The following is a 24,599-nucleotide window of genomic DNA, read 5'->3' on the forward strand; positions in this document are numbered from 1 at the left end:
GAGAATGGGGCAAGCCATTTTCATGACGGGAACAGGAACAGAAATCGGCAAAACGGTCGTCACTTCCATCGTGGCGTTGGCGCTGGAGCGGCTTGGGATGAGCGTAAGCGTGTTGAAACCGGTTCAGACTGGACTGGCCGAAGACGGGGTGTCGTTTGCCGAACAATATTGGTACGAACGAGTGGCGAAGCTTTCCGCATCAGAAGGCATGTACTATATGGAACCGGCGATGTCGCCGCATTTAGCGGCGAAGTTGACCGGCACGTCCATCGAACCAGAGAGGGTGGCCGAACGGTTGGAATGGTTGAAGCAGCGCTATGATGTGGTGCTCGTCGAAGGAGCGGGAGGGTTGGCCGTTCCGTGGTGTGAGCGCGACGGACGATTCTATATGACGAGTGATTTCCTTCGTGATTATCAGCTGCCGGCGATTCTCGTGTCGCTCTCAAGCCTTGGTGCGATTCATCACGCGGTGACGACGGCGGCGTATGCCGACGCGCAAGGCATTCGTCTGCTTGGCCTGATGTTTAATCAGTTTCAGGAACAAGAGATCATCCACCAAAACAATGTCGAAACGATCGCCGCCTTGCTTCGGCTGCCGGTGCTGGCGGTCGTGCCGCTCCTTCCTGCAGTCTCAAGGAGGGAACTGGAAACCCTAGCTCAGCATTGGATCGAACAAGGAAAGGCGAAACAACTGCTGGAGGTGCTTGGCGTTGGCGTATAGGTACGAGCAATTGGAACAGTGGGACAAGCAGTACGTCTGGCATCCATTTACGCAAATGAAGCAGTATGCCAAAGAACGCCCCTTGATCATTGAACGCGGGCAAGGAAGCTATTTGTACGATGTCGACGGCAACCGGTACTTGGACGGCTATGCGTCGCTATGGGTCAATGTCCACGGCCATAACGATCCGGAGCTGAATGCGGCGCTTCGCGAGCAATTGGAGAAAATTGCCCATTCGACATTGCTTGGTTCGGCGAATGTGCCGTCGATTTTGTTGGCCAAACGGCTGCTTGAATATTGGCCGCACATGTCAAAAGTGTTTTATTCCGATACCGGGGCGGCGGCGGTGGAAATCGCGCTCAAGATCGCCTATCAGTATTGGAAAAACATCGACCCGGTCCAATATGCGAAGAAGAACAAGTTTGTCTCGTTGAAGGAAGCGTACCACGGCGATACGGTCGGGGCGGTGAGCGTTGGAGGCATGGAAACGTTCCACCGCATTTTTGCGCCGCTTTTGTTTGAGCGGATCGAAGTGCCGTCGCCGTACGTGTACCGTATGGACGAATACGGAAGCGAGCAGGAGATCGTCGGCTATTGTTTGCGTGAGCTGGAACGGGTGCTTGAGGAGCAGCACGATCAAATCGCCGCGGTTGTCATCGAGCCGCTTGTGCAAGGAGCGGCGGGGATCATCGTCCATCCGCGCGGGTTTTTAAAAGGAGTGGAAAGGCTTTGCCGCCGGTATGGGGTGCTCTTCATTTGCGACGAGGTCGCCGTCGGCTTTGGCCGCACCGGCACGATGTTCGCTTGTGAGCAGGAAGAGGTGAAGCCTGATCTTGTCTGCCTTGGGAAAGGGATTACTGGAGGATATTTGCCGCTCGCGGCCACACTGGTCACGGAAGAGATTTATGCGGCATTTCTCGGCGATGTAGACGAAGACAAAACGTTTTACCACGGCCATACGTATACGGGGAATCAGCTCACTTGTTCCGTTGCGCTGAAAAACATTGAGCTCATCGAAAAACGCGGCTTGATTGACAGCGTAAAGCGGAAGGCGCGCCGGCTGGCCGAATGGCTTGAGCGGTTGTATGAAATTCCAATTGTTGGCGACATCCGGCAAAAAGGCTTGATGTGCGGCATTGAAATCGTGAAAGACCGAAGAACGAAAGAAGTGTTTCCGCGCGCGGCCATGGTGGAGCACCGGATCATCCTTGAGGCGCGCCGGAGGGGGCTTGTCATCCGTCCGCTCGGCCCGGTGTTGACGTTCATACCAGTTCTTTCGATGAGCGAAGACGAAATGGCTGAGGCGGTGCGCATTTTGTTCGATTCGCTTGCCTGTTTGTACGAACAGGCGCGCGCAGAGCTTCTATAAGCGGGGGCGGCGGACAGCCGCCTGCTTTTGTTTTTCGAATATACTGGGAATAAAAGAAAATAGTTTCCTTTAATGAGAATATCTTGTAGAAAGAGACCTTCCTTTGCATTCACGGATCGATGATTTGGAAGAAATCGCCGTTTTTCACCAGCCTTCTAGGTACTGGCCTAAGCAGCGGGCGTTTTTCCTGCATACAGTGGGACTAAAGCAAGCGGAAGGGGGGAAGCAAGATGAGCCATCTCCAAGTGGCGGATGAGCGCATTTGGCGGCCATGGGGCTGGTGGTTTTGGCGGCCGCGCCCGTTTTTCTTCGGCGCTCCGTTTTTTGTCGCTCCATTTTTCGGCGGCTTTTTAGGCGGTTTGCTCGGGAGCGCATTGGTTCCGCCGTTTTTCTATCCGTGGTGGTATGGCCCCATTTGGTGGTGAGAAACCGGCAAGGGTTGGGCGGACGGCCCACCCTCTTTTCTTGTTGTTGCATATGAATAAAGTGTAGCATTCTAGCTTTGGGGAAAGGAGAAGGAACGATGCTATTTCCAGGATTGTTGTTTGGAGCCCCATTTGTCGGCGGCTTCTTGGGTGGACTGCTCGGCGGCGCGTTGGCTCCGCGTCCGTTTTACCCGTACCCGCCGTATCCGCCGTATCCAGGCTGGTGGTATTGATCGTCTATTCATGAAAGAATAAGCATCCCTGTGGAACAAGAAGGGGTGCTTATTCAATGATCCCGGTGTCGCGGATGCGGACGTCCGCTGTTTGCAGCATGCTCCATACCGATTCGGATGGCGCTGCCATCCCTTTCTCCCCTTTCTGCGCCCTGTCTTCTTAACGGATTGAGAAAGAGGATGTCCTTCTGCCGTTCGGACATCCCCTCGTTTTGTTATTGCATGGCATTTCGTTGATAAGGGAGCTGATTCGTATACCCTTGGAACTGCTGGTACGTTTGCTGAAGCTTTTGCGGATCGGCGGCTTCAAGCTTGTACCATCCTTTTTTGAACATCAAATTGTACAAGTCGCGCTGACAGTTTTGCGTTTCGGTGAAAATATTCATCATATCTTGATATAACGGTTGGTTGCTCGCTTCATGCAAAAAGACGCTGTACGACAAGGTCATGTATTTTTCCGTCGTCAACATGTCGTTTAGAAAATCGCGCTCGTTCATTTGCGGCGTTTTCGGCACTTGCATCTCCGGATTTTGCACTTGTTTTGTGTTCATGCGGCGTTCCTCCTTTCACATCACCGGCGGCTGCGGCGGGTTTTGCAAATGGCGCAAAATCATGTCGTAATGGCGCTGATGCATCTGTCCAGCGCGCTCGATCGCCTGCACCACTTCAGGGTCTCGGCATTGTGAGGCGAAAAAGTGCGCTTTTTTCGCCGCGAGCAAGTTCCACGACATCATGTCGGAAAAATACATGGCGTCTTTTGTGGACACCATTTGCGGCGGCTCGGGCATCGCCGCCTGCGGGTTCATTTGTGGTTGCTGTTGCATCGTTGTTCGCTCCTTTCGTCGGTTGTTCGCTTGTAGATTGTGCAGAGAGTGGAAAATTATGCGCATATAAAAAATAAACCGTGGGGAAAAAACATATTCAATTGAATTGAAACATGGTACAATAAGAATGGTGAATGCGTTTCCATACAAGGAGGCTTGCAACAGTGGAGCAGTTGATGCGCGATTTTTTCCTGTTCTTATCGAAAAATAAAACATTGACGAAATGGGCGAAACGATACGGCCTCCGCTTCGGCGCTTCGCGGTTTGTCGCCGGCGAAACGATCGAGGAAGCGGTGCGCGTCATCCGCCAGCTGAACGAAAAAGGATTGGCGGTCACGGTCGACTATTTGGGTGAGTTTGTCGACAATGAGCAGGAAGCGAATGAGATGGCGCGCCATTGCTTGGAGGCGATTGAGGCGATCAGCCGGGAGAAATTGAACTCGCAGCTGTCGCTGAAAATGACATCGATGGGGCTTGATATTTCCGATGAGCTTGTCATGCGCAACATGCGCCGCATTTTGGATGCGGCAAAACAGCGCGGTGTGTTTGTGACGATCGATATGGAAGACTATTCGCGCTGCCAAAAGACGCTGGACATTTTTAAAACGTTGAAAAAAGAATACGACAACGTCGGCACGGTGCTGCAGGCGTATTTGTACCGGACGGAACAAGACATTGAAGACTTAAAGCCGTACCGCCCGAACTTGCGTCTCGTCAAAGGAGCGTACAAAGAACCGCCCGAAGTGGCGTTTCCGGATAAAAAAGATGTCGATGAGAACTTTAAGAAGATCATCAAAATGCATTTGCTAAACGGCAACTATACGGCGGTGGCGACGCATGACGACGCCATCATCGAATATACGAAGCAGCTCGTCAAAGAATACAACATTCCCAACAGCCAGTTTGAATTTCAAATGCTGTACGGCATCCGCCCGGAGCGCCAAGTGCAGCTGGCGCGCGAAGGATATACGATGCGCGTGTACGTTCCGTACGGCACGGACTGGTATGGCTATTTTATGCGCCGGCTCGCCGAACGGCCGGCCAACGTGGCGTTTGTTTTAAAAGGCATCCTCCGCAAGTAGGGGCGCAAAACAGAGGAAAACGCCGGCGGACGCCGAGCGTTCGGGCGCAGAAGGGGACAGGCATCCAGCGGCAACGGCCATCAAGCCTTTTTGGATTTCAGACAAACGCCGTTGCATGTCACGGGGCGTCGGGCGGTCATTTGAGGTAAACGCCGTTCAGATCGTGCGGCCTCTCTTTATTTGCAGCTATGACAGGCGGGAGCTGACGCCATGGGCGTCAGTCCCCTTGCATGTTGTGTTTTTTGTACTGCTGGTTTTGGCTTGTCCGCTTGCCGCCGCCGTCGGCTTCGACCGTCGGGCCGGCGTTTCCTTTGACGCTTGCGGCGCTGACGCCGCGTTCAGATGGATTTTTTTTCAACCGGGCCATCGGTGGTTCACCTCCTGATCGTTAGTATGAGCAACATTTCGGAGTGCGATGTCGGGAAAAATATGCGCAAATATATTGCGAAAATTATCAACATACTATATATTTAGTTATAGAGAGCGGTTTCAACGATATTTTTTTCATCAAAAAATGAATGACCATTCATTCAATGGTGTGAGGGGGAACCGAAATGGTAAAACGCATTCGGCGCGCCGCGGTGCTCGGGTCCGGCGTCATGGGTTCGGGCATTGCCGCCCATTTGGCGAACGTCGGCATTCCGACGCTGCTGTTGGATATCGTGCCGCGGGAATTGACGAAAGAGGAAGAAGCAAAAGGTTGGACGCTCGAGCATAAACAAGTGCGCAACCGCCTCGCCAATCAGGCGCTCGAGCGGCTGCTCAAGCAAAAACCGGCGCCGCTCATGTCCAAAGACAACATCGCTTTGATTGAAACGGGCAACTTCGAGGATGACTTCCACCGGCTCGCGGAAGTCGATTGGATCATTGAAGCGGTCGTTGAAAAGCTGGAAGTGAAAAAAGAAGTCTTCGCTCGCGTCGACGAGGTGCGGACGCCGGGGACGATCGTCAGCTCGAACACATCCGGCATCTCGATCGCCGCAATGGCGGAGGGGCGTTCCGACGATTTCAAAAAACACTTTTTAGGCACGCATTTCTTCAACCCGCCGCGCTATTTGAAGCTGCTTGAGATCATCCCGACGGAGCATACGGATCCGGATGTGGTCGCCTATATGAAATCGTTCGGCGAAGACGTGCTCGGCAAAGGCGTCGTCATGGCGAAAGATACGCCGAACTTCATCGCCAACCGGATCGGCACGTATGGCTTGCTCGTCACCGTCCGCGAGATGATGCAAGGCGGCTACAGCGTCGGCGAGGTCGATTCGGTGACGGGGCCGCTCATCGGCCGGCCGAAAAGCGCGACGTTCCGCACGCTTGACGTCGTCGGGCTCGATACGTTCGTGCATGTCGCCAACAACGTGTATGAAAACGTCGAAGGGGAAGAAAAAGAGGCGTTCCGCGTGCCGGAGTTTATGAAAACGATGCTTGAAAACGGCTGGCTCGGCAGCAAATCCGGACAAGGCTTTTTTGTCAAGCAAGGAAAAGACATTCTCGAGCTGAACTACGTCACGATGCAATACGAGCCGCGCAAAAAGCTTGTCACCCCGGCGGTGGAGATGGCGAAGCAGGCGAAAGGAGCGGCTGCCAAGCTGCAAACGCTCGTGTATGCCGATGGCGACCGCGCGGGAACGCTCCTTTGGAACATCATCGCACCGACATTGCTGTACACTGCCCGCCTTGTCGGGGAGATCGCCGACGACATCGCAGCGATCGATCAGGCGATGAAGTGGGGGTTTGGCTGGGAGCAAGGTCCGTTTGAACTGTGGGACGCGATCGGCCTCGAGAAGTCGGTGCGTAAAATGCAGTCAGAAGGGCGCGACATCCCGTCGTGGATCACGGACATGCTCGCCGACGGAGCCACATCGTTCTATAAAACGGAAAACGGCCGGCTGTTCTATTATGCGCCGGGCGGGTATAAAACAGTAGAAGAAAACGAAAAAGTCATCCACATCCGCCGGCTGAAAGAGGCGCGCGGCGTCATCAAGAAAAATGCCGGCGCCAGCCTCATTGACCTCGGCGACGACGTGGCGCTTCTGGAGTTCCATTCGCCGAACAACGCGATTGGCGCCGATATTGTCCAAATGATCAACGAGGCGCTTGAGGAAGTCAACCGCAACTACAAAGGGCTCGTCATCGGCAACCAAGGGAAAAACTTCTGCGTCGGCGCGAACTTGGCGATGATGCTCATGGAGGCGCAAGACGAAAACTTTTTTGAATTGGAACTTGCCGTTCGCCAGTTCCAGCAAGCGCTTCTCAAAATGAAATACAACCCGAAGCCGGTCGTCGTCGCGCCGTTTGCCATGACGTTAGGCGGCGGGGCGGAAGTGAGCTTGGCGGCTTCACGCATCCAAGCGGCGGCCGAGACGTACATCGGGCTCGTCGAAGTCGGCGTCGGCTTGATTCCGGGCGGCGGCGGCAACAAGGAGCTGTACATCAAACGGTTGAACAGCCTGCCGCGCGGCGTGGACGTCGACTACGTCAAAATCGCGGCCAGCGTATTTGAAACGATCGCCATGGCGAAAGTGTCGACGTCAGCGGCGGAAGCGCGCGAGCTTGGCTTCTTGAATCACCGCGACGGCATCACGATGAACGGCGACCATCTGCTGTATGAAGCGAAACAGGCGGTGCTCTCGATGTATGAGGAAGGGTACCGGCCTCCTGTAAGGAAGAAAGTGCCGGTGGCCGGCGAAAGCGGCTATGCCGCCATGCTGCTTGGGGCGCAGTCGATGTTCCATTCCGGCTACATCAGCGAGCACGATTTGAAAATCGCGAAAAAATTGGCGTATGTTCTAGCCGGCGGCAAAGTGCCGTACGGAACAGAAGTCGACGAGCAATATTTGCTCGATCTCGAGCGCGAGGCGTTTTTGAGCCTCATCGGCGAGCCGAAGACGCAAGCGCGCATGCAGCATATGCTTGTGAAAGGAAAACCGCTCCGCAACTAAAGCGGAGGAGATCAAGGGGGGATTGGCGTGAGAGAAGCGGTCATTGTCGCAGGTGCGCGCACACCTGTCGGCAAAGCGAAAAAAGGAACGCTCGCCCACGTGCGGCCGGATGATTTAGGGGCGCTCGTCGTCAAAGAAACGATCAAGCGCGCGGGGAACTATGAAGGAAACATTGACGACTTGATTATCGGGTGCGCCATGCCGGAGGCGGAGCAAGGATTGAACATCGCCCGCAACATCGGCGCGCTCGCCGGGCTGCCATATACCGTGCCGGCGATCACGATCAACCGGTATTGCTCGTCCGGTTTGCAGGCGATCGCCTATGCGGCGGAACGGGTGATGCTCGGCCATTCCGACACGGTCATCGCCGGCGGGGTCGAATCGATGAGCATGGTGCCGATGATGGGGCATGTCGTCCGCCCGAACGCCCGCTTGGCGGAAGAAGCGCCGGAATACTACATGTCGATGGGGCACACTGCCGAGCAAGTGGCGAAAAAATACGGCGTCAGCCGCGAGGACCAAGACGCATTCGCGGTGCGCAGCCACCAGCGCGCCGCCAAGGCGATTGCCGAAGGAAAATTCAATGAAGAAATCGTGCCGGTCGAGGTGACGGTGCGCAAAGTAGAAGGCAACAAACTCGTTGAGGAGAAAGTCGTCTTTACACAAGATGAAGGCGTGCGCCCGGACACGAATATGGAAACGCTCGCGAAACTCCGGCCGGCGTTTGCGGTAAACGGCACCGTCACCGCCGGCAACGCGTCGCAAATGAGCGACGGGGCGGCGGCGGTCATGGTGATGGACCGCGAAAAAGCGGAGTCGCTCGGCTTGAAGCCGCTCGGCAAGTTTCGTTCGTTCGCGGTTGCCGGCGTGCCGCCGGAAGTGATGGGGATCGGCCCGGTCGCTGCGGTGCCGAAAGCGTTGAAGCTGGCCGGCCTTGAGCTGTCCGACATCGGTTTGATCGAGCTGAACGAAGCGTTCGCCTCGCAATCGATCCAAGTCATCCGCGAACTTGGGTTGGATGAAGACATTGTCAACGTCAACGGCGGGGCGATTGCTCTAGGCCACCCGCTCGGCTGCACGGGCGCGAAGCTGACCTTGTCTTTGCTTTACGAAATGCGGCGCCGCAACGTGCAGTTCGGCATCGTCACGATGTGCATCGGCGGCGGCATGGGAGCGGCCGGCGTGTTTGAGCTGCTGTAGCGGCAGCTGACAGCGAGCGGGCTTCATCAGCTCGCGCGAGGCATGCATCCGCATTTGCCCGGCTGCATGGAACGTCTATTTCCCGGGCGGCGTTGCCGCCCGGATCATCAATCATCTTTCGGGGGAGGAAATCAACGATGGCCAAAACGATGGAAGAAGCGATCAAAGGCGGCAGCTTTTTGATTGAAGACATTCCGGCGGAGCGCGTGTTTACGCCGGAAGATTTCACCGACGAACATCATATGATTGCCAAAACGACGGAAGAGTATGTCAACAATGAAGTGCTCCCGCAGCTCGAGCATTTGGAAAACCACGAGTTTGACCGTTCCGTGAAATTGCTTCGCAAAGCGGGCGAGCTCGGCTTGTTAAGCGCTGACATTCCGGAAGAATACGGCGGTTTGGGCCTAGATAAAGTCAGTTCGGCCATCATTGCGGAAAAAATGGCGCCGGCCGGCGGTTTTGCCATTTCGCACGGGGCGCACGTCGGAATTGGCTCGCTGCCGATTGTGTTGTTTGGCACGGAAGAACAAAAACAAAAATATTTGCCGTATTTAGCGACCGGCGAAAAAATCGCCGCCTACGCCTTGACGGAGCCTGGCTCGGGTTCGGACGCCCTCGGCGCGAAAACGACGGCGAGATTAAACGCGGAAGGCACGCATTACATTTTAAACGGCGAAAAACAATGGATCACCAACTCCGGTTTTGCTGATGTGTTTGTCGTCTATGCAAAAGTCGACGGCGAACATTTCACCGCGTTCATCGTGGAACGCGACTTCCCGGGCGTTTCAACTGGTCCGGAAGAAAAGAAAATGGGGATTAAAAGCTCGTCGACAAGAACGCTCATTTTGCAAGATGTGCCGGTGCCGAAAGAAAACGTGCTCGGTGAAATCGGAAAAGGCCATGTCATCGCCTTCAACATTTTGAACATCGGCCGCTACAAGCTTGGGTTAGGGGCGGTCGGCGGCGCGAAGCGGGCGCTTGAAATCACGCTCAAATACGCCAATCAGCGCCAGCAATTCAAACGGCCGATTTCGCAGTTTACGTTGACGCAGGAAAAATTCGCGACGATGGCGTCGCGCCTGTATGCCGCCGAAAGCTCGGTTTACCGCACGGTCGGCTTGTTCGATGAACGGATGGGCCTGCTTGATGCGGAAAAGGCGAAAGATGGCAAAGAAGTGGCGAAATCGATCGCCGAATATGCGATCGAATGCTCATTGAACAAGTTTTTTGCCACGGAAGTGCTCGATTACATCGTGGATGAAGGCGTGCAAATCCACGGCGGGTACGGCTTTATGCAGGAATACGAAATTGAGCGCGCCTACCGCGATTCGCGCATCAACCGCATTTTCGAGGGGACGAACGAAATCAACCGCCTTCTCGTGCCGGGCATGTATTTGAAAAAGGCGTTAAAAGGCGAGCTGCCGCTCTTCCAAAAAGCGCAGCAGCTTCAGGAAGAACTGATGATGATGGCCGCCGAAGAGCCGGGGACGGGCGCGCTGGAACAAGAGAAATACTTGGTGCGCAACGCGAAAAAAATCGCCTTGATGGTCGCCGGTTTAGCGGCGCAAAAATACGGCCAGCGCATTGAAGAAGAGCAAGAAGTGCTCGTCAACATCGCCGACATCGTCTCGAACATTTATGCGATGGAATCAGCGCTTTTGCGCACGGAAAAAGCGATTCAGGCGAGCGGTGAGGAGAAAAACAAACAAAAATTGCTGTACACGCAAATTTTCTGCCAAGAGGCGTTCAATGAAATTGAAGCCCATGCGAAAGAAACGCTCGTCGCCGTCGAACAAGGAGACACGCTGCGGATGATGCTCGCCGCTCTCCGACGGCTGACGCGCCATACGCCGATCAACGTGATCGCGAAAAAACGCGAAGCGGCCGCCGCGCTCATTGAAGCCGAACGGTATATTGTGTGATAATGGGAAGTGCCAGGCGTTTGCCTGGTGCTTCTTATTTGTTTGCCACACAGCGGAAATGAAAGGGAGGAGTGAAGATGGCGCTCACGCTCTATTGGTATCCAAAATGCGGAACGTGCCGGAAGGCGAAAAAATGGTTGGATGAACACGGCATTGAGGTGCAAACGGTGCATTTGGTCGACGAGCCGCTGACGAAAGAGCAGCTCGCCCGTTTGCACCGTCAAAGCGGGCTGCCGCTCAAAAAATTTTTCAACACGAGCGGGATGAAATACCGCGAGCTTGGCTTGAAGGACAAGCTCGACCGCGCATCGGAAGACGAGATGCTCGATTGGCTCGCCTCGGACGGGATGTTGGTCAAACGGCCGATTTTGACGGACGGCGAGCGGGTCGTCGTGGGCTTTCGCGAACAAGAATACGAGGCGTTTTTCGCGGCGGGGACATAAAAAATTTTTTGCAAAATCGGGTGAATTCAGTGAGTTTTTGCGGAAAATCGGTTATGATGAAAAGGAATATACATTTTGTCGCAATGGAGGGATACGATGAACACGCCGAAAGAACTTCGCTATACAAAGGAGCATGAGTGGGTGCGCGTGGAAGGAGAGAACGTGCGCATCGGCATTACGGATTACGCCCAATCAGAGCTTGGCGACATCGTCTTTGTCGAGCTGCCGGAAGTCGGCGCAGAGGTTACGGCGAACGAGCCGTTCGGCAGCGTTGAATCGGTGAAAACGGTCTCGGAATTGTATGCGCCGATCAGCGGCACGGTCGTTGAAGTGAATGAGGCGTTAAATGACCATCCGGAGTACGTGAACGAATCGCCGTATGACAAAGCGTGGATGATCGTCGTCAAACCGAATGATTTGAGCGAAATCGACAATTTGTTGACGGCGGAACAATACGAGGCGATGATCAACGAAGGATAAACGTTCCTGCAATCTTCGCTTCGATTCGGGCACTCTATACATACCGGAATTTGATTGAAAAAAGGGGTGCTCGCGATGGCGCTGCAAACGACGCGCATAGATGTCACGGACCGGATCATCGGCAAACTGAACGGCCGCTCGCTGGAGTTGTACGAGGAAGGAGAGCTCATCGGGCGCCTTCCGCTTCCGGCGGCCGTCCCGTTGAAAAAGGGGTATACCGAACAAAACGGAAGAATTTACAAACAGGTGACCGCTACCGTTGAGCCGGACCAAAAATATGTCGATTGCGACGGGGAAGCGGGCTGGTGTTGAAAGGCAACGGTGGATGGCCGTTGCTTTTCATTTTCAACATTTGGCCGGCGCAAGACATACAATAATAGTATCCTCATTTGAAGTTAGGTGGGTCGGACATGCGACGCGTGGAAAAAGTGATCATCGTCGAAGGGCGATCAGACAAGCAAAAAGTGGCGGCGGTGCTGAACGAACCAGTCGTCATCGTCTGCACAAACGGCACGATCAGTGATGCGCGCCTTGAGGAGCTGGCCGATGAGCTGGAAGGATGCGATGTATACGTCTTGGCCGATGCCGATGAGGCGGGAGAAAAATTGCGCCGGCAGTTTCGCCGCATGTTTCCAGAGGCGGAGCATCTTTACATTGACCGGGCGTATCGCGAAGTGGCGGCCGCTCCGCCTTGGCACTTGGCGCAAGTGCTGTTGCGCGCTCGTTTCGACGTCCGCATCGAATCGCTCATGAGGGGAAGAGGCGAGTGAAAGCGATCGACCGAAACGATGTCATGCGAGTGGTGGAAGTCGAGCCGCTTCTGGCCCTTTACTTGTATACCCCGCTGTGCGGCACGTGCCAGCTGGCGCGGCGGATGCTCACGGTGGTGGAGCAGTTGTTTCCGGCGCTGCCGTTTTACGAAACGGACATCAACTATATCCCTGAGCAGGCCGTTGCGTGGAAAATTGAAAGCGTTCCTTGCCTGCTTCTTTTTAGGGACGGAACGGTCGCAGGCAAGTGGTATGCCTTTCATTCCGTTCCGTATTTGTACGAAGTGATTCAAGCCTGCTTGCCGTCCCGATGATTCGCCTTTTTTTGACGCTGTTTGACACATTTCTTGGGAAATGACAAAAACGGCGCTCGTTCGTCAACGGGTTGTCGAGATTTTTGTAAAGGATTTCTCCTCTTCAGGTGGAAGTGAAAAAATAAAAATGGGGGAGGGGATATCCATGGAAATGCGTGAATTAGTTGGGCAGTTCGTGGAACGGATGCAAGTGTTGCGCCATTTGGTGCCGATTTTGCCGGATGAGCAGCTGTATGTTCGGTTTGAAAGCGATGACGAAACCGCCTTGCTGTTGATCGGCAAGGAATCAGCCGCTAGAGGGATGGAAAACGATGAACGGAAAACATTGACGGTGCGCGGTTCCAAAGAGGCGCTCGCGTCCCTGCTGAACGGCGAACTGAAGCTGCAGCAGCTCGTCCGGTTGCGTGAAGTGCACGTGTCAGGAAGCTTCCGCCAGCTTTTGCTTCTTGAATCGCTCCTCCATTTGGCCAAGCCTTATCGGGACGTCGGATAAAAAAGATGTTGACACGCTTCGACAGACAATGATACAATCACATTCGTAGTCAATTGAATAGGCGATTGTTGCGCTCTTATCAAGAGAGGTGGAGGGATGTGCCCAATGAAGCCCGGCAACCGTCAGCGCATGTGCTGAAATGGTGCCAATTCACACAAAGCGGCCTGCTTTGAGAGATAAGAGACGGAATGGTGCACAATACCTTTCTGTTCTCTGCGGGCAGAAAGGTTTTCTTTTTGCGCTCTGCCGCTTGGGGAGGAAGGTGAAACGATGATTACACTCGAACAAGTGACGAAAATCTATCAAGCGGCCAACGGTTCGGTCACGGCAGTCGACAATGTGTCGCTTGAGATTCGCGAAGGAGAAATTTTCGGCATTATCGGCTACAGCGGCGCTGGGAAAAGCACGCTCATCCGCTTGCTCAATGGGCTCGAGAAGCCGACGAGCGGCCGGGTGGTCGTCGCCGGGCGCGATATGACGCGCGTGAAAGGGCGGGAGCTGCGCAAGGCGCGCCAAGAAATCGGGATGATTTTCCAGCATTTCAACTTGCTTTGGTCTCGCACAGTCAGGGAAAACATTGCCTTTCCGCTTGAAATTGCCGGCGTCCCGAAAGAGGAGCGGAACAAGCGGGTGGATGAATTGATCGAGCTTGTCGGCCTTTCCGGGCGCGAGGATGCCTACCCGTCGCAGCTGAGCGGCGGGCAAAAGCAGCGGGTCGGCATCGCCCGGGCGCTCGCCAACAACCCGAAAGTCTTGCTGTGCGACGAGGCGACATCGGCGTTGGACCCGCAGACGACCGATGCGATTTTGGACTTGCTCGTTGACATCAACAAGCGTCTCGGGCTGACGATTGTGCTGATCACCCATGAAATGCACGTCATCCGCAAAATTTGCGACCGCGTTGCGGTGATGGAAAGCGGCCGAATCGTCGAGCAAGGCGAAGTGCTGCATGTGTTCCGCAACCCGCAGCAACCGATTACGAAACGGTTCGTCAAGCAGCTGATCGAGCCCGAGGAGACGGAAGAGGCGATTTCTCATTTGTTTGGCCAATACCCGAGCGGGCTGATCGCGCAGCTGACGTTCGTCGGCGCGGCAGCCGGAAAGCCGCTCATCACCGAAGTGGTGCGTCAGTTTGCCGTCGATGTCAACATTTTGCAAGGGAAAATTTCGCAAACCCATCAAGGCGCCTATGGGGTGCTGTTCGTGCACCTCGACGGGGCGAGGGATGAAATCGACCGGGCGCTTGACTATATTCAACGCCAGCAAGTAGCGGTGGAGGTGATTCACGATGCTCGCTAACCTCCTGCCGAACGTGCAATGGGAGACGATGTGGGCGGCGACGGTCGAGACGCTGTATATGACGGGAGTGGCGGTGGCGGCCACTTTCGTCCTCGGAATCGTTCTTGGCTTGCTTCTATTTTTGACAGCGAAGGGCAACCTATGGGAAAACCGGTTTGTCAATACAGTGATTGCTGCGTTTGTGAACATTTTCCGCTCTATTCCGTTTATTATTTTGATCATTTTGCTCATTCCGTTTACAACATGGCTCGTCGGGACGATGCTTGGCGCCAATGCGGCATTGCCGGCTTTGGTCATTGGGGCCGCGCCGTTTTACGCCCGCATGGTCGAAATCGCTCTTCGCGAAATTGATAAAGGCGTCATCGAAGCAGCCCAAGCGATGGGCGCCTCAACGTGGACGATCATTTGGAAAGTGCTGCTGCCGGAGTCTTTGCCGGCGCTTGTCTCCGGCATTACGGTGACGGCGGTGTCGCTCGTCAGCTATACAGCGATGGCTGGAGCCATCGGCGCCGGCGGGCTTGGGAACTTGGCGTATTTGGAAGGGTTCCAGCGCAACCATAACGATGTGACATTTGTCGCAACCGTATTGGTGTTGGTCATTGTATTTATCATTCAGCTGATCGGTGACTTTGTCACTTCGAAAATCGATAAACGATAAAGGGGGAAACAACTGATGAAGAAATGGTTGGGTGTGTTGCTCGCCGCCATTCTCGTGCTCGCTTTGGCGGCATGCGGCGGCAACAATAACGACAGCGCGGAAGGCGGCAAAGACGGCAAATTGGTGAAGTTGAAAGTCGGTGCGTCGAACGTGCCGCATGCGGAAATTTTGGAAAAAGCGAAACCGATTTTGAAGAAAAAAGGCATCGACTTGGAGATCATTACGTTCCAAGATTACATCTTGCCGAACAAAGCGCTGGCTGAGAAGCAAATCGACGCAAACTATTTCCAACACATTCCGTATTTGGAATCGCAAAAGAAAGAGTACGGCTATGATTTCGTCAACGCCGGCGGCATTCATATCGAGCCGATCGGCTTATACTCGAAAAAATACAAAAGCATTGAAGAACTGCCGGACGGCGCGACGATCATCATGAGCAACTCGGTCGCCGACCATGGCCGCATTTTATCGATGCTGCAAGAAAAAGGGCTCATTAAATTGAAACCGGGCGTCGATAAAACGAAAGCGACGGTCAATGACATCATCGAAAATCCAAAGCATTTAAAATTTAAGGCCGATGTCGACGCCGGGCTTCTGCCGCAAATTTACAAAAACGGCGAAGGCGATGCGGTGCTGATCAACGCCAACTATGCGCTTGACGCCGGTTTGGACCCGGCGAAAGACCCGATCGCCGTTGAGTCGCCGAAAAACAATCCGTATGTGAACATTATTGCGGTGCGCAAAGGCGATGAAAACCGGAAAGAAATCAAAACGCTTGTCGAAGTGCTGCAATCGAAAGAAATCCAAGATTTCATTAAAGAAAAATACCACGGCGCCGTCATTCCAGCGGCGGAAAACAATCAATAACGGGAGCGTTTCGCTTCCGTTTCTTTTTTGTCCCCAAAAAGCCGCTCCCCTTAAACGAAAAGAAAGCAGCAAAGGTTAAAACGATTCTGAATCCGAGGGCGCCGCGGCCGACCTGTTTCTCCGCTCTTCATCGGCCGTTCAAACGCGCCAGTACGGCGGCGAGCATAACGATGATGACGCAGTTTTGCAGGACGATCACAGCCGTTAAGCTGAAGGCGCCGTCTCCCTGTTCACCGAGGGTGTTGCCGATGATGATCCACGTCAAAAACGAAGCGAAAGCGGCTGTTAAGGCAAAGACAACCCAACGAATCAATCGCATTTCCCCCTTTTGTATTGATGATGGAAGTTGAACAGAACAGGCGGTTTTCATCATGACGTTCCATCTATGATCGCGAAACGGTGGTGTTTCCACACGCTTTCAATACCATTCGTTGTTTAATTTCGTTTTCCTTCATGCATACTAACAGCAGACACGAGCAAAGGAGGAAAACGGAGATGAACAACGGAACATATGCATCGGTCGAATCCGCGCTTCGCCACTACAAGGAAGGGCTTGGGGCGTTTACCCAAAAACTTCCGAACGTAGCGGAACGGTTTAACGCATTTACGGAAGCTTGTTTTGCCGAGGGAGCGCTGTCGAAAAAAGAAAAACAATTGATCGCCCTTGGCATCAGCTTGGCGACGCAAGATGAGTATTGCACGATTTACCATGCGAAAGGCTGCCTTGATGAAGGAGCGTCCGAACAAGAAATTTTGGAAGCGTGCGCGGTGGCGGCCGCGTTTGGCGGCGGGGCGGCGATGAGCCAGGCGGTGACGCTCGTGCAAGAATGCCTCCGCGAGCTGCGGGCGGCTCACTAGACTCCGGAAAAAACGGGGTCTTTTTTTTGCAAAAACTCGTACAAGCTTGAGGTTTTCGTGTAAAATAGTAAAAGGCGCTGTTTTTTCACACGGTCATAGTGAAAACAGAGCGGGAAAGTTGCAGGTAGTTTTCATTTGTTATAAAATTATAATGAGAATAAAATGAGAATGAACGATCGCTAGAAGACAAGCGAGCGAACTGACTCTCAATCGGGAATTGGAGGTATGCTGCATGGCGGTATTGACGATTCGCAATCTCCACGTCGCCGTGGAGGGAAAAGAAATTTTAAAAGGAGTGGACTTGGAAGTCAAAGGCGGGGAAATCCACGCCATCATGGGTCCGAACGGAACGGGGAAGTCGACGCTGGCATCGGCCATTATGGGCCATCCAAAATATGAAGTGACAGAAGGATCGGTGACGCTCGACGGCCAGGATGTCCTTGAGATGGAAGTCGACGAACGGGCGCGCGCCGGCCTGTTTTTGGCGATGCAATACCCAAGCGAAATCAGTGGAGTGACGAACGCCGACTTTTTGCGCGCTGCGATCAATGCCCGGCTTGGCGAGGGCAACGAAATTTCGCTCATGAAATTCATCCGCAAGCTCGATGAAAAAATGGCGTTTCTCGAAATGAACCCGGATATGGCGCACCGTTACTTGAACGAAGGATTCTCGGGCGGGGAGAAAAAGCGAAATGAAATTTTGCAGCTGATGATGCTTGAACCGAAAATCGCCATTTTGGACGAGATCGACTCCGGATTGGACATTGACGCGCTGAAAATTGTCGCCAAAGGCGTCAACGAAATGCGCAGCAGCGAATTCGGCTGTTTGATCATCACTCACTACCAACGGTTATTGAACTACATCACGCCGGATTACGTGCACGTCATGATGCAAGGGCGCATCGTCAAATCCGGCGGTCCGGAACTGGCGCAGCGGCTTGAGGCGGAAGGGTACGACTGGATCAAAAAAGAGCTTGGCATTGAAGACGAAACGGTCGGACAAGAAGCGTAAGCGTTAGGAGGAGGATTATGGCGACAGAAACGAAAATCCCATTCGATGAAACATACATCCGCACGTTCTCAAGCGGGCGCGGCGAGCCGGACTGGCTGACGGCGCGGCGCCTTGAGGCGCTTCGGCTGGCGGAGCGGCTGCCGCTTCCGAAACCGGAGAAGACGAAAATCGACAAATGGAATTTCACCGAGTTCGCCCGCCACACGGTCGACAGCGCGCCGTATGATGGTCTTGACGATTTGCCGGAAGCGGTCAAGGCGCTCATCGAGGCGGGCGAAGGAACGAAAAACTTGTACGTGCAGCGCAACCATACGCCGGCGTACGTGTCGCTGTCCGATGAATTAAAAGAAAAAGGCGTCATTTTTACCGACATCTTCACAGCAGCGCGCGAGCATGGCGACTTGCTGAAAAACTATTTGATGACGGCGGTCAAGCCGGATGAGCACCGCCTTGCCGCGCTCCATGCGGCGCTGCTCAACGGCGGCGTGTTTGTCTATGTCCCGAAAAACGTGGAGATTGAAACGCCGCTTCAGGCGGTCTATATTCAAGACGAAGATGACATCGCCTTGTTTAACCACGTGATCATTGTCGCGGAAGACAACAGCCGCGTCGTGTTTGTCGAAAACTATATATCGGCAAGCCGAGAAGGAAAAGCGGTCGTCAATGTGGCCGCCGAGGTGTTTGCCCAAGCGAACGCAAGCGTCTTTTTCGCCGCCGTCGACCATTTGGCCAAAGGCACAACGACGTATGTCAATCGGCGCGGCATCGCCGGGCGCGACGGACGGATCGAATGGGCGCTCGGGCTGATGAATGACGGCAACACGGTCTCCGAGAACATCACCCGCCTTGTCGGCGACGGCTCGTTCGGCGATACGAAAACAGTCGCGGTCAGCCGCGGCGAGCAAGTGCAAAACTTTACGACCAGCGTCGTCCATTACGGCAGGCATACGGAAGGTTACATTTTAAAACATGGCGTCGTCCGCGACAGCGCGACCTCGATTTTCAACGGCATCGGCAAAATTGAGCACGGCGCGTCGAAGTCAAACGCCGACCAGGAGTCGCGCGTCTTGATGCTGAGCGAAAAAGCGCGCGGCGATGCGAACCCGATTTTGCTCATTGATGAAGACGACGTCATGGCGGGCCACGCGGCATCGGTGGGACGCGTCGATCCGATCCAGTTGTATTACTTAATGAGCCGCGGCATTCCGAGACGCGATGCGGAACGGCTCATCATCCACGGCTTTTTGGCGCCGGTTGTCGAGGCGATTCCCCTTGAAGGCGTGAAAAACCAATTAATTGAAGTGATTGAAAGGAAAGTTCAATCATGAATGTGAACGAAATTCGCGCGTTGTTTCCGATTTTGCATCAGCAAGTGAACGGCCATCCGCTCGTCTATTTTGACAGCGCGGCGACGTCGCAAAAGCCGCTGCCGGTGATTGAGACGCTTGACCGCTACTACCGCGAGTACAACTCGAACGTCCACCGCGGCGTCCATACGCTCGGGACGAAGGCGACCGATGCGTACGAAGGCGCGCGCGAAAAAGTGCGGCGGTTTTTAAACGCCCAATCGGCGCAGGAAATCATCTTTACGCGCGGCACGACCGCTGCGCTCAACTTGGTCGCTGCAAGCTACGGGCGCGCCAATGTCAAAGAAGGCGACGAGATCGTCATCACGTACATGGAGCATCACAGCAACTTAATCCCATGGCAGCAGCTGTCGAAACAAACGGGCGCAACGCTGAAATACATTCCGCTGCAGGAAGACGGCACGATCGATTTGCGCGACGTTGAGGCGGCCATCACCAAAGCGGCGAAGATCGTCGCCATCGCCCATGTGTCCAACGTGCTTGGGACGATCAACCCGGTGCGGGAGATCGCCCGCATCGCCCATGAGCGCGGGGCGGTCGTCGTCGTCGATGCGGCGCAAAGCGCTCCGCATATGAAGGTCGATGTTCAGGAACTTGATTGCGATTTTCTCGCCCTTTCCGGCCATAAAATGTGCGGGCCGACGGGAATCGGCGTATTATATGGCAAAAAGAAATGGCTTGAGCAGATGGAGCCAATCGAGTTCGGCGGTGAAATGATCGATTTTGTCGAGCTGTACGACTCGACGTGGAAAGAGCTGCCGTGGAAGTTTGAAGGCGGCACGCCGATTATCGCCGGGGCGATTGGCCTTGGTGCAGCGATCGATTTCCTTGAACAAGTAGGCTTGGACGCCATCGCCGCCCATGAGCATGAGCTGGCGCAATATGCGCTTGAACGAATGGCGGACATCGAAGGCGTCACCGTCTATGGCCCGAAAGAGCGGGCGGGGCTTGTCACGTTCAACATCGACGGGGTGCATCCGCACGATGTGGCGACTGTCCTTGACGCCGAAGGAATCGCCATCCGCGCCGGCCACCATTGCGCCCAGCCGCTCATGAAATGGCTCGGCGTGACGGCGACCGCCCGGGCGAGCTTTTACCTTTACAATACCAAAGAGGAAATCGATGCATTCATCGCCGCATTACAGAAAGCGAAGGAGTACTTCAGCCATGTCTTCTAACCATCCGTTGGATCAGCTTTACCGCCAAGTCATTATGGATCATTATAAAAACCCGCGAAACCGCGGGGTGCTTGAAGGAACGAACGTCGATGTCAACATGAACAACCCGACGTGCGGCGACCGCATCCACTTGACGATGAAAGTCGAAGACGGAAAAGTCGCCGACGTCAAATTTGAAGGCGAAGGCTGTTCGATTTCAATGTCGTCGGCGTCGATGATGACGCAGGCGATCAAAGGAAAAACGGTGGAGGAAGCGCTTCGGCTCGCCCACATTTTTTCCGACATGATCCAAGGGAAAGAGTACGACGATTCGGTCGATCTTGGCGACATCGAGGCGCTCCAAGGCGTTTCCAAATTTCCCGCCCGCATTAAATGCGCGACGTTGGCGTGGAAAGCGCTCGAAAAAGGGCTGCACAATCATGAACATGAAGGAAGGTGAACCGAGATGGCGAAAAAAGCCCCGGAAATTGGTGAATACAAGTACGGCTTCGTCGATAAAGACGTCTCCGTCTTCCGCGCCCAGCGCGGCCTGACGCGTGAAGTCGTCGAAGAAATTTCGCGGATGAAAAACGAGCCGCAATGGATGCTCGAGTTCCGCTTAAAAGCGCTCGACATCTTCTACAGCAAACCGATGCCGCAATGGGGCGGCGACTTGTCAAGCCTCGATTTCGATGAAATTACGTACTACGTCAAACCGACGGAAAAATCGGGCCGTTCGTGGGATGAGGTGCCGGCGGAGATCAAAGCGACGTTCGATAAATTAGGGATTCCAGAGGCGGAACAAAAATATTTGGCCGGCGTCTCGGCGCAATACGAATCGGAAGTCGTCTACCACAACATGAAAGAAGACCTCGAAAAACTCGGCGTCATCTTTAAAGACACCGACTCGGCGCTGAAGGAAAACGAAGACTTGTTCCGCGAGTATTTCGCCAAAGTCGTGCCGCCGACGGACAACAAATTTGCGGCGCTCAACTCGGCCGTCTGGTCGGGCGGTTCGTTCATCTACGTCCCGAAAGGCGTCAAAGTCGATACGCCGCTTCAGGCGTACTTCCGCATCAACTCGGAAAACATGGGGCAGTTTGAACGGACGCTCATCATCGTGGACGAAGGGGCGCACGTCCATTACGTCGAAGGCTGTACAGCGCCGATTTACACGACGAACTCGCTTCATAGCGCGGTTGTGGAAATCATCGTCAAAAAAGGCGCCTACTGCCGCTACACGACGATCCAAAACTGGGCGAACAACGTCTTCAACTTGGTGACGAAGCGCGCCGTCTGCGAAGAAAACGCGACGATGGAATGGATCGACGGCAACATCGGCTCGAAGCTGACGATGAAATACCCGGCCGTCATCTTAAAAGGCGAAGGGGCGCGCGGCTTGACGCTGTCGATCGCCATCGCCGGCAAAGGGCAGCATCAAGACGCCGGGGCGAAAATGATCCATTTGGCCCCGAATACGTCATCGACGATCGTCTCGAAGTCGATCTCCAAACAAGGCGGCAAGGTGACGTATCGCGGCATGGTCCATTTCGGCCGCAAAGCGTCCGGCTCGCGCTCGAACATCGAATGCGATACGCTCATTCTCGACAATCAGTCGACATCCGATACCATTCCGTACAACGAAATTTTAAACGACAACGTGTCGCTCGAACACGAAGCGAAAGTGTCGAAAGTGTCGGAAGAGCAGCTGTTCTACTTGATGAGCCGCGGCATTTCCGAGCAGGAAGCGACGGAAATGATCGTCATGGGCTTCATCGAGCCGTTTACAAGGGAGCTGCCGATGGAATACGCGGTCGAGATGAACCGCTTGATCAAATTCGAGATGGAAGGAAGCATTGGGTAAGCTTGATGAATCAAGGGTGGAGCGCTCCAGCGTGGGCGCTTGACCCACAAAACGCCCACATGATCAACGCAGGACAAAACAAGGGAGCGGCCGCCGTCCCTTATTCTTTCCGGTGATCTCCGGAAGCGTCAAGGCCGCTCCGCAGGCCATTTCTTCCCTCATGGGAGCATGTTTTTAGGGGAGCGCTCTTTTTGGGCGCTCCCCTGTCGTTCCTTTTCCATGCCAAAAAGTGCTGGAAAGAGCCAACATCAAACTGGCTTCGGTTGTATCGGACATCAGCGGGATGTCGTCTCAGCGGATCCTTCGAGCCCTAATCGAAGGAACGGACGATCCGGCGGTATTGGCGCAACTCCCCAAAGGGGGAATGAAACAAAAAATTGGAGAGACTAAGAAAGATATGTTTGAGTTAGGTACAACTTTTTATTGACCAATAATCTTTTTTTTTACAATTAAACTGTAGATGAGCATTTTTTCATTACAATGATTTCTATGGTTAGAGAGACAAACAGGACATCCCTTAGGCGACATGGAGCTGTTTTTTGATCACATCAATGGGAATATCTTGCTTTGCAGCGTCATCAATGAACTCTATGGCCTTTCCGCTATCGAAGAAGCTCCAATTCGGCGGAGAGGTCTTGCTGGGATTCGGCGATGCTATGAGGAGAGCATCATCGCCCCATACCGTTTCACCGCCCGAATGTGGTGAATACCGTACCATCAGACTTCAGTTGGCCTTTTGCTCGCCGGAAAAAGCACGCAATCGCCCAGCACTAGATGTAATAACGTAAGATGCCTTCGTCACCGAGCTCTTGGTCGGTGCTCAGGACGCTATGAAGATGTTCCGGTGTCATCGGTTGATCCGCCTTCCAAGCCAGCAGCACCACCGCGTCATCGGGGCCATGGATGGTCCCCTCATAGCGATACACGCGGCAACAATTCTGACCTACCGTGATGGAGGCGAGTGTCTTTGGGCTCGATATAGCGGGCAAACGGCTTCGCTTGAACGGCGATGCCCTTTATAGAGAATCCGGTTCATCTTGAGCATCGCGATGATAGGGAATCCCTTTTTCAAGCAGGCTCCGGTGAGCGTTTGGCGGGTTAGGCGTTCGACCCGGCAAAGGATCCACTCTTGAAGCTTCTCAAGCAGCCTTTCCTCGTTCCAAGGGCTTTTCGTAAAAAAGTGGCTGAGTGTCGCTCGTTGATTCGGATAAAAACTCCAGTGATGGACATCGGTCAACGTTCCCGAACATCCCTTGGTGGTCAATGCATCGACATGGTGAACGAGATACTTCAAGACCGGTTTGGAAAGTTGCAGCGTCAACCCCAACGTGAAGAAAAACTTGTCGATTCCTTGGTGATGTGCTAATCTATTCATGAGACATGAACCTCCTTGTGTGAATGGGTTTTGAGCACATCTATTTTCCCAAAGGAGTCCGGTTCATGTCTCCTTTTTGTTTGGTTGTTAATTTCTATTAGTGAATTTGCTCATCTACATAAAAATTTCCAATTTTTGTTTCTGTTTTGACATCCATACAATTTCGACTAAGCTATAACATTGCGAGTGATTGGCTGAATGTAAAACATAATTGCAATTTTTATATTGACCCATGGTGTAAATTAGCACATTATTTCAGAATCCCTTTTTCAAATTATTTCGGACGGATTCGGAAATAATGTGCAAAATCTTTGCGAATTATTCCAGGTTTTGCAGATTATTTCCGAACATTTGCACATTATTTCGGATGATTAACTAGAATGAGGATGGATCGGGATGAAACATAACAGGGGCCGATCAGCCCCTGCTGTGTCAGTACCCCATTTCTTCGGCTGCCATACGCACAATGTCTTCGTCAATCATATGTTTTTTTAATTGAGCGCCGTATAACAGGCAAGTGGTGGCGAGGTTGTTGATGATCTGCGGCCACCCCTGCGACTGCAGGGCGATCGCTTCTAAGGCAGCTGGGGTAAAAATCGGGTGTTTCGCCCCCGCCTGTTTCAGGCGGTGTTCGATATATCCTACCACTTCTTCCTTATCAAGAGGCCCCATCTGGTATCGCATGATGATTCGTTGGTGAAGCGGACGGTGTTGATTCAACCGTAGTTTTGCCTGTAAATGGGGCAGCCCCGCCAAAATCAAGACAAACGGATTTGTTGAGTCCATGTGAAAGTTGAACAGGATCGCGATATCCTGCAGAAAGGCATCCTTCGCTAAATGCATTTCATCGAGGATGAACACTGACGTTACCCGTTGTTCATGATACAAGCGCTCGATCCCTTGTTGGATTTGATAAAACAAGTC

General features: G+C 53.6%; 28 protein-coding genes, 1 pseudogene and 1 riboswitch. Of the genes and pseudogenes, 23 read left to right on the top strand and 6 right to left on the bottom strand.

Translation table 11 applies throughout. The annotated features are described in order from the left end of the window. The first annotated feature begins 4 nt into the window (after positions 1 to 4). The 4 genes from bioD to ymaG (T260_RS1000000140475) all read left to right on the top strand — a co-directional run bounded on the left by bioD (position 5) and on the right by ymaG (T260_RS1000000140475) (position 2,748). Positions 5 to 721 (top strand): dethiobiotin synthase, encoded by a 717-nt coding sequence (gene bioD, locus T260_RS132795; protein WP_011232487.1) that lies wholly within the window; start codon positions 5 to 7, stop codon positions 719 to 721. Then, positions 711 to 2,090, top strand: a complete 1,380-nt coding sequence (bioA, locus tag T260_RS132790; protein WP_023633699.1) for an adenosylmethionine--8-amino-7-oxononanoate transaminase — start codon at positions 711 to 713, stop codon at positions 2,088 to 2,090. Before bioD ends, bioA begins: the two co-directional genes overlap by 11 nt. 230 nt (positions 2,091 to 2,320) lie before the next feature. Beyond that, positions 2,321 to 2,515 (top strand): inner spore coat protein YmaG, encoded by a 195-nt coding sequence (gene ymaG, locus T260_RS132785; protein WP_021321762.1) that lies wholly within the window; start codon positions 2,321 to 2,323, stop codon positions 2,513 to 2,515. 98 nt (positions 2,516 to 2,613) lie between these two features. Beyond that, entirely contained in the window at positions 2,614 to 2,748 is a 135-nt protein-coding gene (gene ymaG, locus T260_RS1000000140475) for an inner spore coat protein YmaG (protein ID WP_011232483.1), read from the top strand. Between the two features lie 215 nt (positions 2,749 to 2,963). On the opposite strand, the gene T260_RS132780 is transcribed toward ymaG (T260_RS1000000140475), so the two are convergent. After that, positions 2,964 to 3,299, bottom strand: a complete 336-nt coding sequence (locus tag T260_RS132780) for a spore coat protein (protein ID WP_011232482.1) — start codon at positions 3,297 to 3,299, stop codon at positions 2,964 to 2,966. 15 nt (positions 3,300 to 3,314) lie between these two features. Next, positions 3,315 to 3,572, bottom strand: a complete 258-nt coding sequence (locus T260_RS132775; protein ID WP_011232481.1) for a hypothetical protein — start codon at positions 3,570 to 3,572, stop codon at positions 3,315 to 3,317. Between the two features lie 164 nt (positions 3,573 to 3,736). On the opposite strand from T260_RS132775, the gene T260_RS132770 reads away from it, so the two are divergent. Then, positions 3,737 to 4,654 (top strand): proline dehydrogenase family protein, encoded by a 918-nt coding sequence (locus T260_RS132770; RefSeq protein ID WP_011232480.1) that lies wholly within the window; start codon positions 3,737 to 3,739, stop codon positions 4,652 to 4,654. 217 nt (positions 4,655 to 4,871) lie between these two features. Here the strand turns inward: T260_RS132770 and T260_RS1000000138640 are convergent, their stop codons facing one another. Further along, a complete protein-coding gene (locus tag T260_RS1000000138640; protein ID WP_011232479.1) occupies positions 4,872 to 5,021 on the bottom strand; it encodes a YuzL family protein in 150 nt (49 codons plus the stop codon). A gap of 187 nt (positions 5,022 to 5,208) precedes the next feature. On the opposite strand from T260_RS1000000138640, the gene T260_RS132765 reads away from it, so the two are divergent. The 12 genes from T260_RS132765 to T260_RS132710 all read left to right on the top strand — a co-directional run bounded on the left by T260_RS132765 (position 5,209) and on the right by T260_RS132710 (position 16,042). Beyond that, complete coding sequence (locus T260_RS132765) at positions 5,209 to 7,596, top strand: 3-hydroxyacyl-CoA dehydrogenase/enoyl-CoA hydratase family protein (protein ID WP_011232478.1); 2,388 nt, start codon at positions 5,209 to 5,211, stop codon at positions 7,594 to 7,596. A gap of 27 nt (positions 7,597 to 7,623) precedes the next feature. Then, positions 7,624 to 8,796, top strand: a complete 1,173-nt coding sequence (locus T260_RS132760; protein ID WP_011232477.1) for an acetyl-CoA C-acetyltransferase — start codon at positions 7,624 to 7,626, stop codon at positions 8,794 to 8,796. A gap of 137 nt (positions 8,797 to 8,933) precedes the next feature. Beyond that, on the top strand, positions 8,934 to 10,718 hold the full coding sequence (locus T260_RS132755; RefSeq protein ID WP_011232476.1) for an acyl-CoA dehydrogenase FadE: 1,785 nt from the start codon (positions 8,934 to 8,936) through the stop codon (positions 10,716 to 10,718). 77 nt (positions 10,719 to 10,795) lie between these two features. Further along, positions 10,796 to 11,161 carry an arsenate reductase family protein gene (locus T260_RS132750; protein ID WP_011232475.1) on the top strand — a complete coding sequence of 122 codons (366 nt, stop codon included), beginning with the start codon at positions 10,796 to 10,798 and terminating at the stop codon, positions 11,159 to 11,161. 96 nt (positions 11,162 to 11,257) lie between these two features. Further along, the gene (gene gcvH / locus T260_RS132745; protein ID WP_011232474.1) at positions 11,258 to 11,641 is read left to right on the top strand and encodes a glycine cleavage system protein GcvH; all 384 of its coding nucleotides are present in this window, start codon (positions 11,258 to 11,260) and stop codon (positions 11,639 to 11,641) included. Between the two features lie 75 nt (positions 11,642 to 11,716). Continuing rightward, positions 11,717 to 11,953: a YusG family protein gene (locus T260_RS132740; RefSeq protein ID WP_011232473.1), complete on the top strand. Its 237-nt coding sequence runs from the start codon at positions 11,717 to 11,719 to the stop codon at positions 11,951 to 11,953. A 98-nt stretch (positions 11,954 to 12,051) separates the two neighbouring features. After that, positions 12,052 to 12,411, top strand: coding sequence for a toprim domain-containing protein (locus tag T260_RS132735; RefSeq protein WP_011232472.1), 360 nt, complete (start codon positions 12,052 to 12,054; stop codon positions 12,409 to 12,411). Continuing rightward, entirely contained in the window at positions 12,408 to 12,725 is a 318-nt protein-coding gene (locus tag T260_RS132730) for a thioredoxin family protein (protein ID WP_011232471.1), read from the top strand. The genes T260_RS132735 and T260_RS132730 overlap by 4 nt, the downstream gene beginning before the upstream one ends. A 145-nt stretch (positions 12,726 to 12,870) precedes the next feature. After that, a complete protein-coding gene (locus tag T260_RS132725) occupies positions 12,871 to 13,218 on the top strand; it encodes a hypothetical protein (RefSeq protein WP_025039296.1) in 348 nt (115 codons plus the stop codon). A 73-nt stretch (positions 13,219 to 13,291) separates the two neighbouring features. Continuing rightward, positions 13,292 to 13,401: riboswitch (SAM riboswitch) on the top strand. Between the two features lie 87 nt (positions 13,402 to 13,488). Beyond that, positions 13,489 to 14,517: a methionine ABC transporter ATP-binding protein gene (locus T260_RS132720; protein WP_011232469.1), complete on the top strand. Its 1,029-nt coding sequence runs from the start codon at positions 13,489 to 13,491 to the stop codon at positions 14,515 to 14,517. Continuing rightward, complete coding sequence (locus T260_RS132715) at positions 14,507 to 15,175, top strand: methionine ABC transporter permease (RefSeq protein ID WP_011232468.1); 669 nt, start codon at positions 14,507 to 14,509, stop codon at positions 15,173 to 15,175. Before T260_RS132720 ends, T260_RS132715 begins: the two co-directional genes overlap by 11 nt. Before the next feature lie 15 nt (positions 15,176 to 15,190). Continuing rightward, positions 15,191 to 16,042, top strand: a complete 852-nt coding sequence (locus T260_RS132710; protein ID WP_014196684.1) for a MetQ/NlpA family ABC transporter substrate-binding protein — start codon at positions 15,191 to 15,193, stop codon at positions 16,040 to 16,042. Positions 16,043 to 16,169: 127 nt separating this feature from the next. Here T260_RS132710 and T260_RS132705 read toward each other — a convergent pair whose 3' ends face one another. Continuing rightward, on the bottom strand, positions 16,170 to 16,361 hold the full coding sequence (locus T260_RS132705) for a hypothetical protein (RefSeq protein WP_014196683.1): 192 nt from the start codon (positions 16,359 to 16,361) through the stop codon (positions 16,170 to 16,172). A gap of 176 nt (positions 16,362 to 16,537) precedes the next feature. Here T260_RS132705 and T260_RS132700 point away from each other — a divergent pair, with 176 nt between their 5' ends. The 6 genes from T260_RS132700 (at position 16,538) to sufB (ending at position 22,300) form a co-directional block, all read left to right on the top strand. Beyond that, entirely contained in the window at positions 16,538 to 16,900 is a 363-nt protein-coding gene (locus tag T260_RS132700; protein WP_011232466.1) for a carboxymuconolactone decarboxylase family protein, read from the top strand. A 232-nt stretch (positions 16,901 to 17,132) separates the two neighbouring features. After that, on the top strand, positions 17,133 to 17,912 hold the full coding sequence (gene sufC, locus T260_RS132695; RefSeq protein WP_011232465.1) for a Fe-S cluster assembly ATPase SufC: 780 nt from the start codon (positions 17,133 to 17,135) through the stop codon (positions 17,910 to 17,912). A gap of 17 nt (positions 17,913 to 17,929) precedes the next feature. Then, positions 17,930 to 19,240 carry a Fe-S cluster assembly protein SufD gene (sufD, locus tag T260_RS132690; RefSeq protein ID WP_011232464.1) on the top strand — a complete coding sequence of 437 codons (1,311 nt, stop codon included), beginning with the start codon at positions 17,930 to 17,932 and terminating at the stop codon, positions 19,238 to 19,240. Next, positions 19,237 to 20,457, top strand: a complete 1,221-nt coding sequence (locus T260_RS132685) for a cysteine desulfurase (RefSeq protein ID WP_023633700.1) — start codon at positions 19,237 to 19,239, stop codon at positions 20,455 to 20,457. Before sufD ends, T260_RS132685 begins: the two co-directional genes overlap by 4 nt. Continuing rightward, entirely contained in the window at positions 20,447 to 20,896 is a 450-nt protein-coding gene (gene sufU / locus T260_RS132680; RefSeq protein WP_013144310.1) for a Fe-S cluster assembly sulfur transfer protein SufU, read from the top strand. The genes T260_RS132685 and sufU overlap by 11 nt, the downstream gene beginning before the upstream one ends. A gap of 6 nt (positions 20,897 to 20,902) precedes the next feature. Beyond that, the gene (sufB, locus tag T260_RS132675; protein ID WP_011232461.1) at positions 20,903 to 22,300 is read left to right on the top strand and encodes a Fe-S cluster assembly protein SufB; all 1,398 of its coding nucleotides are present in this window, start codon (positions 20,903 to 20,905) and stop codon (positions 22,298 to 22,300) included. A 517-nt stretch (positions 22,301 to 22,817) separates the two neighbouring features. On the opposite strand, the pseudogene T260_RS01000000137890 reads toward sufB, so the two are convergent. Beyond that, a pseudogene (locus tag T260_RS01000000137890) lies at positions 22,818 to 23,675 on the bottom strand (transposase family protein). Positions 23,676 to 24,107: 432 nt separating this feature from the next. After that, positions 24,108 to 24,599, bottom strand: a 492-nt coding sequence (locus T260_RS132670) for an ExeA family protein (RefSeq protein ID WP_023633702.1), incomplete at its 5' end; no start/stop codon positions are given.

The organism is Geobacillus thermopakistaniensis, assembly GCF_000498995.1.
Taxonomy (GTDB): domain Bacteria; phylum Bacillota; class Bacilli; order Bacillales; family Anoxybacillaceae; genus Geobacillus; species Geobacillus thermoleovorans.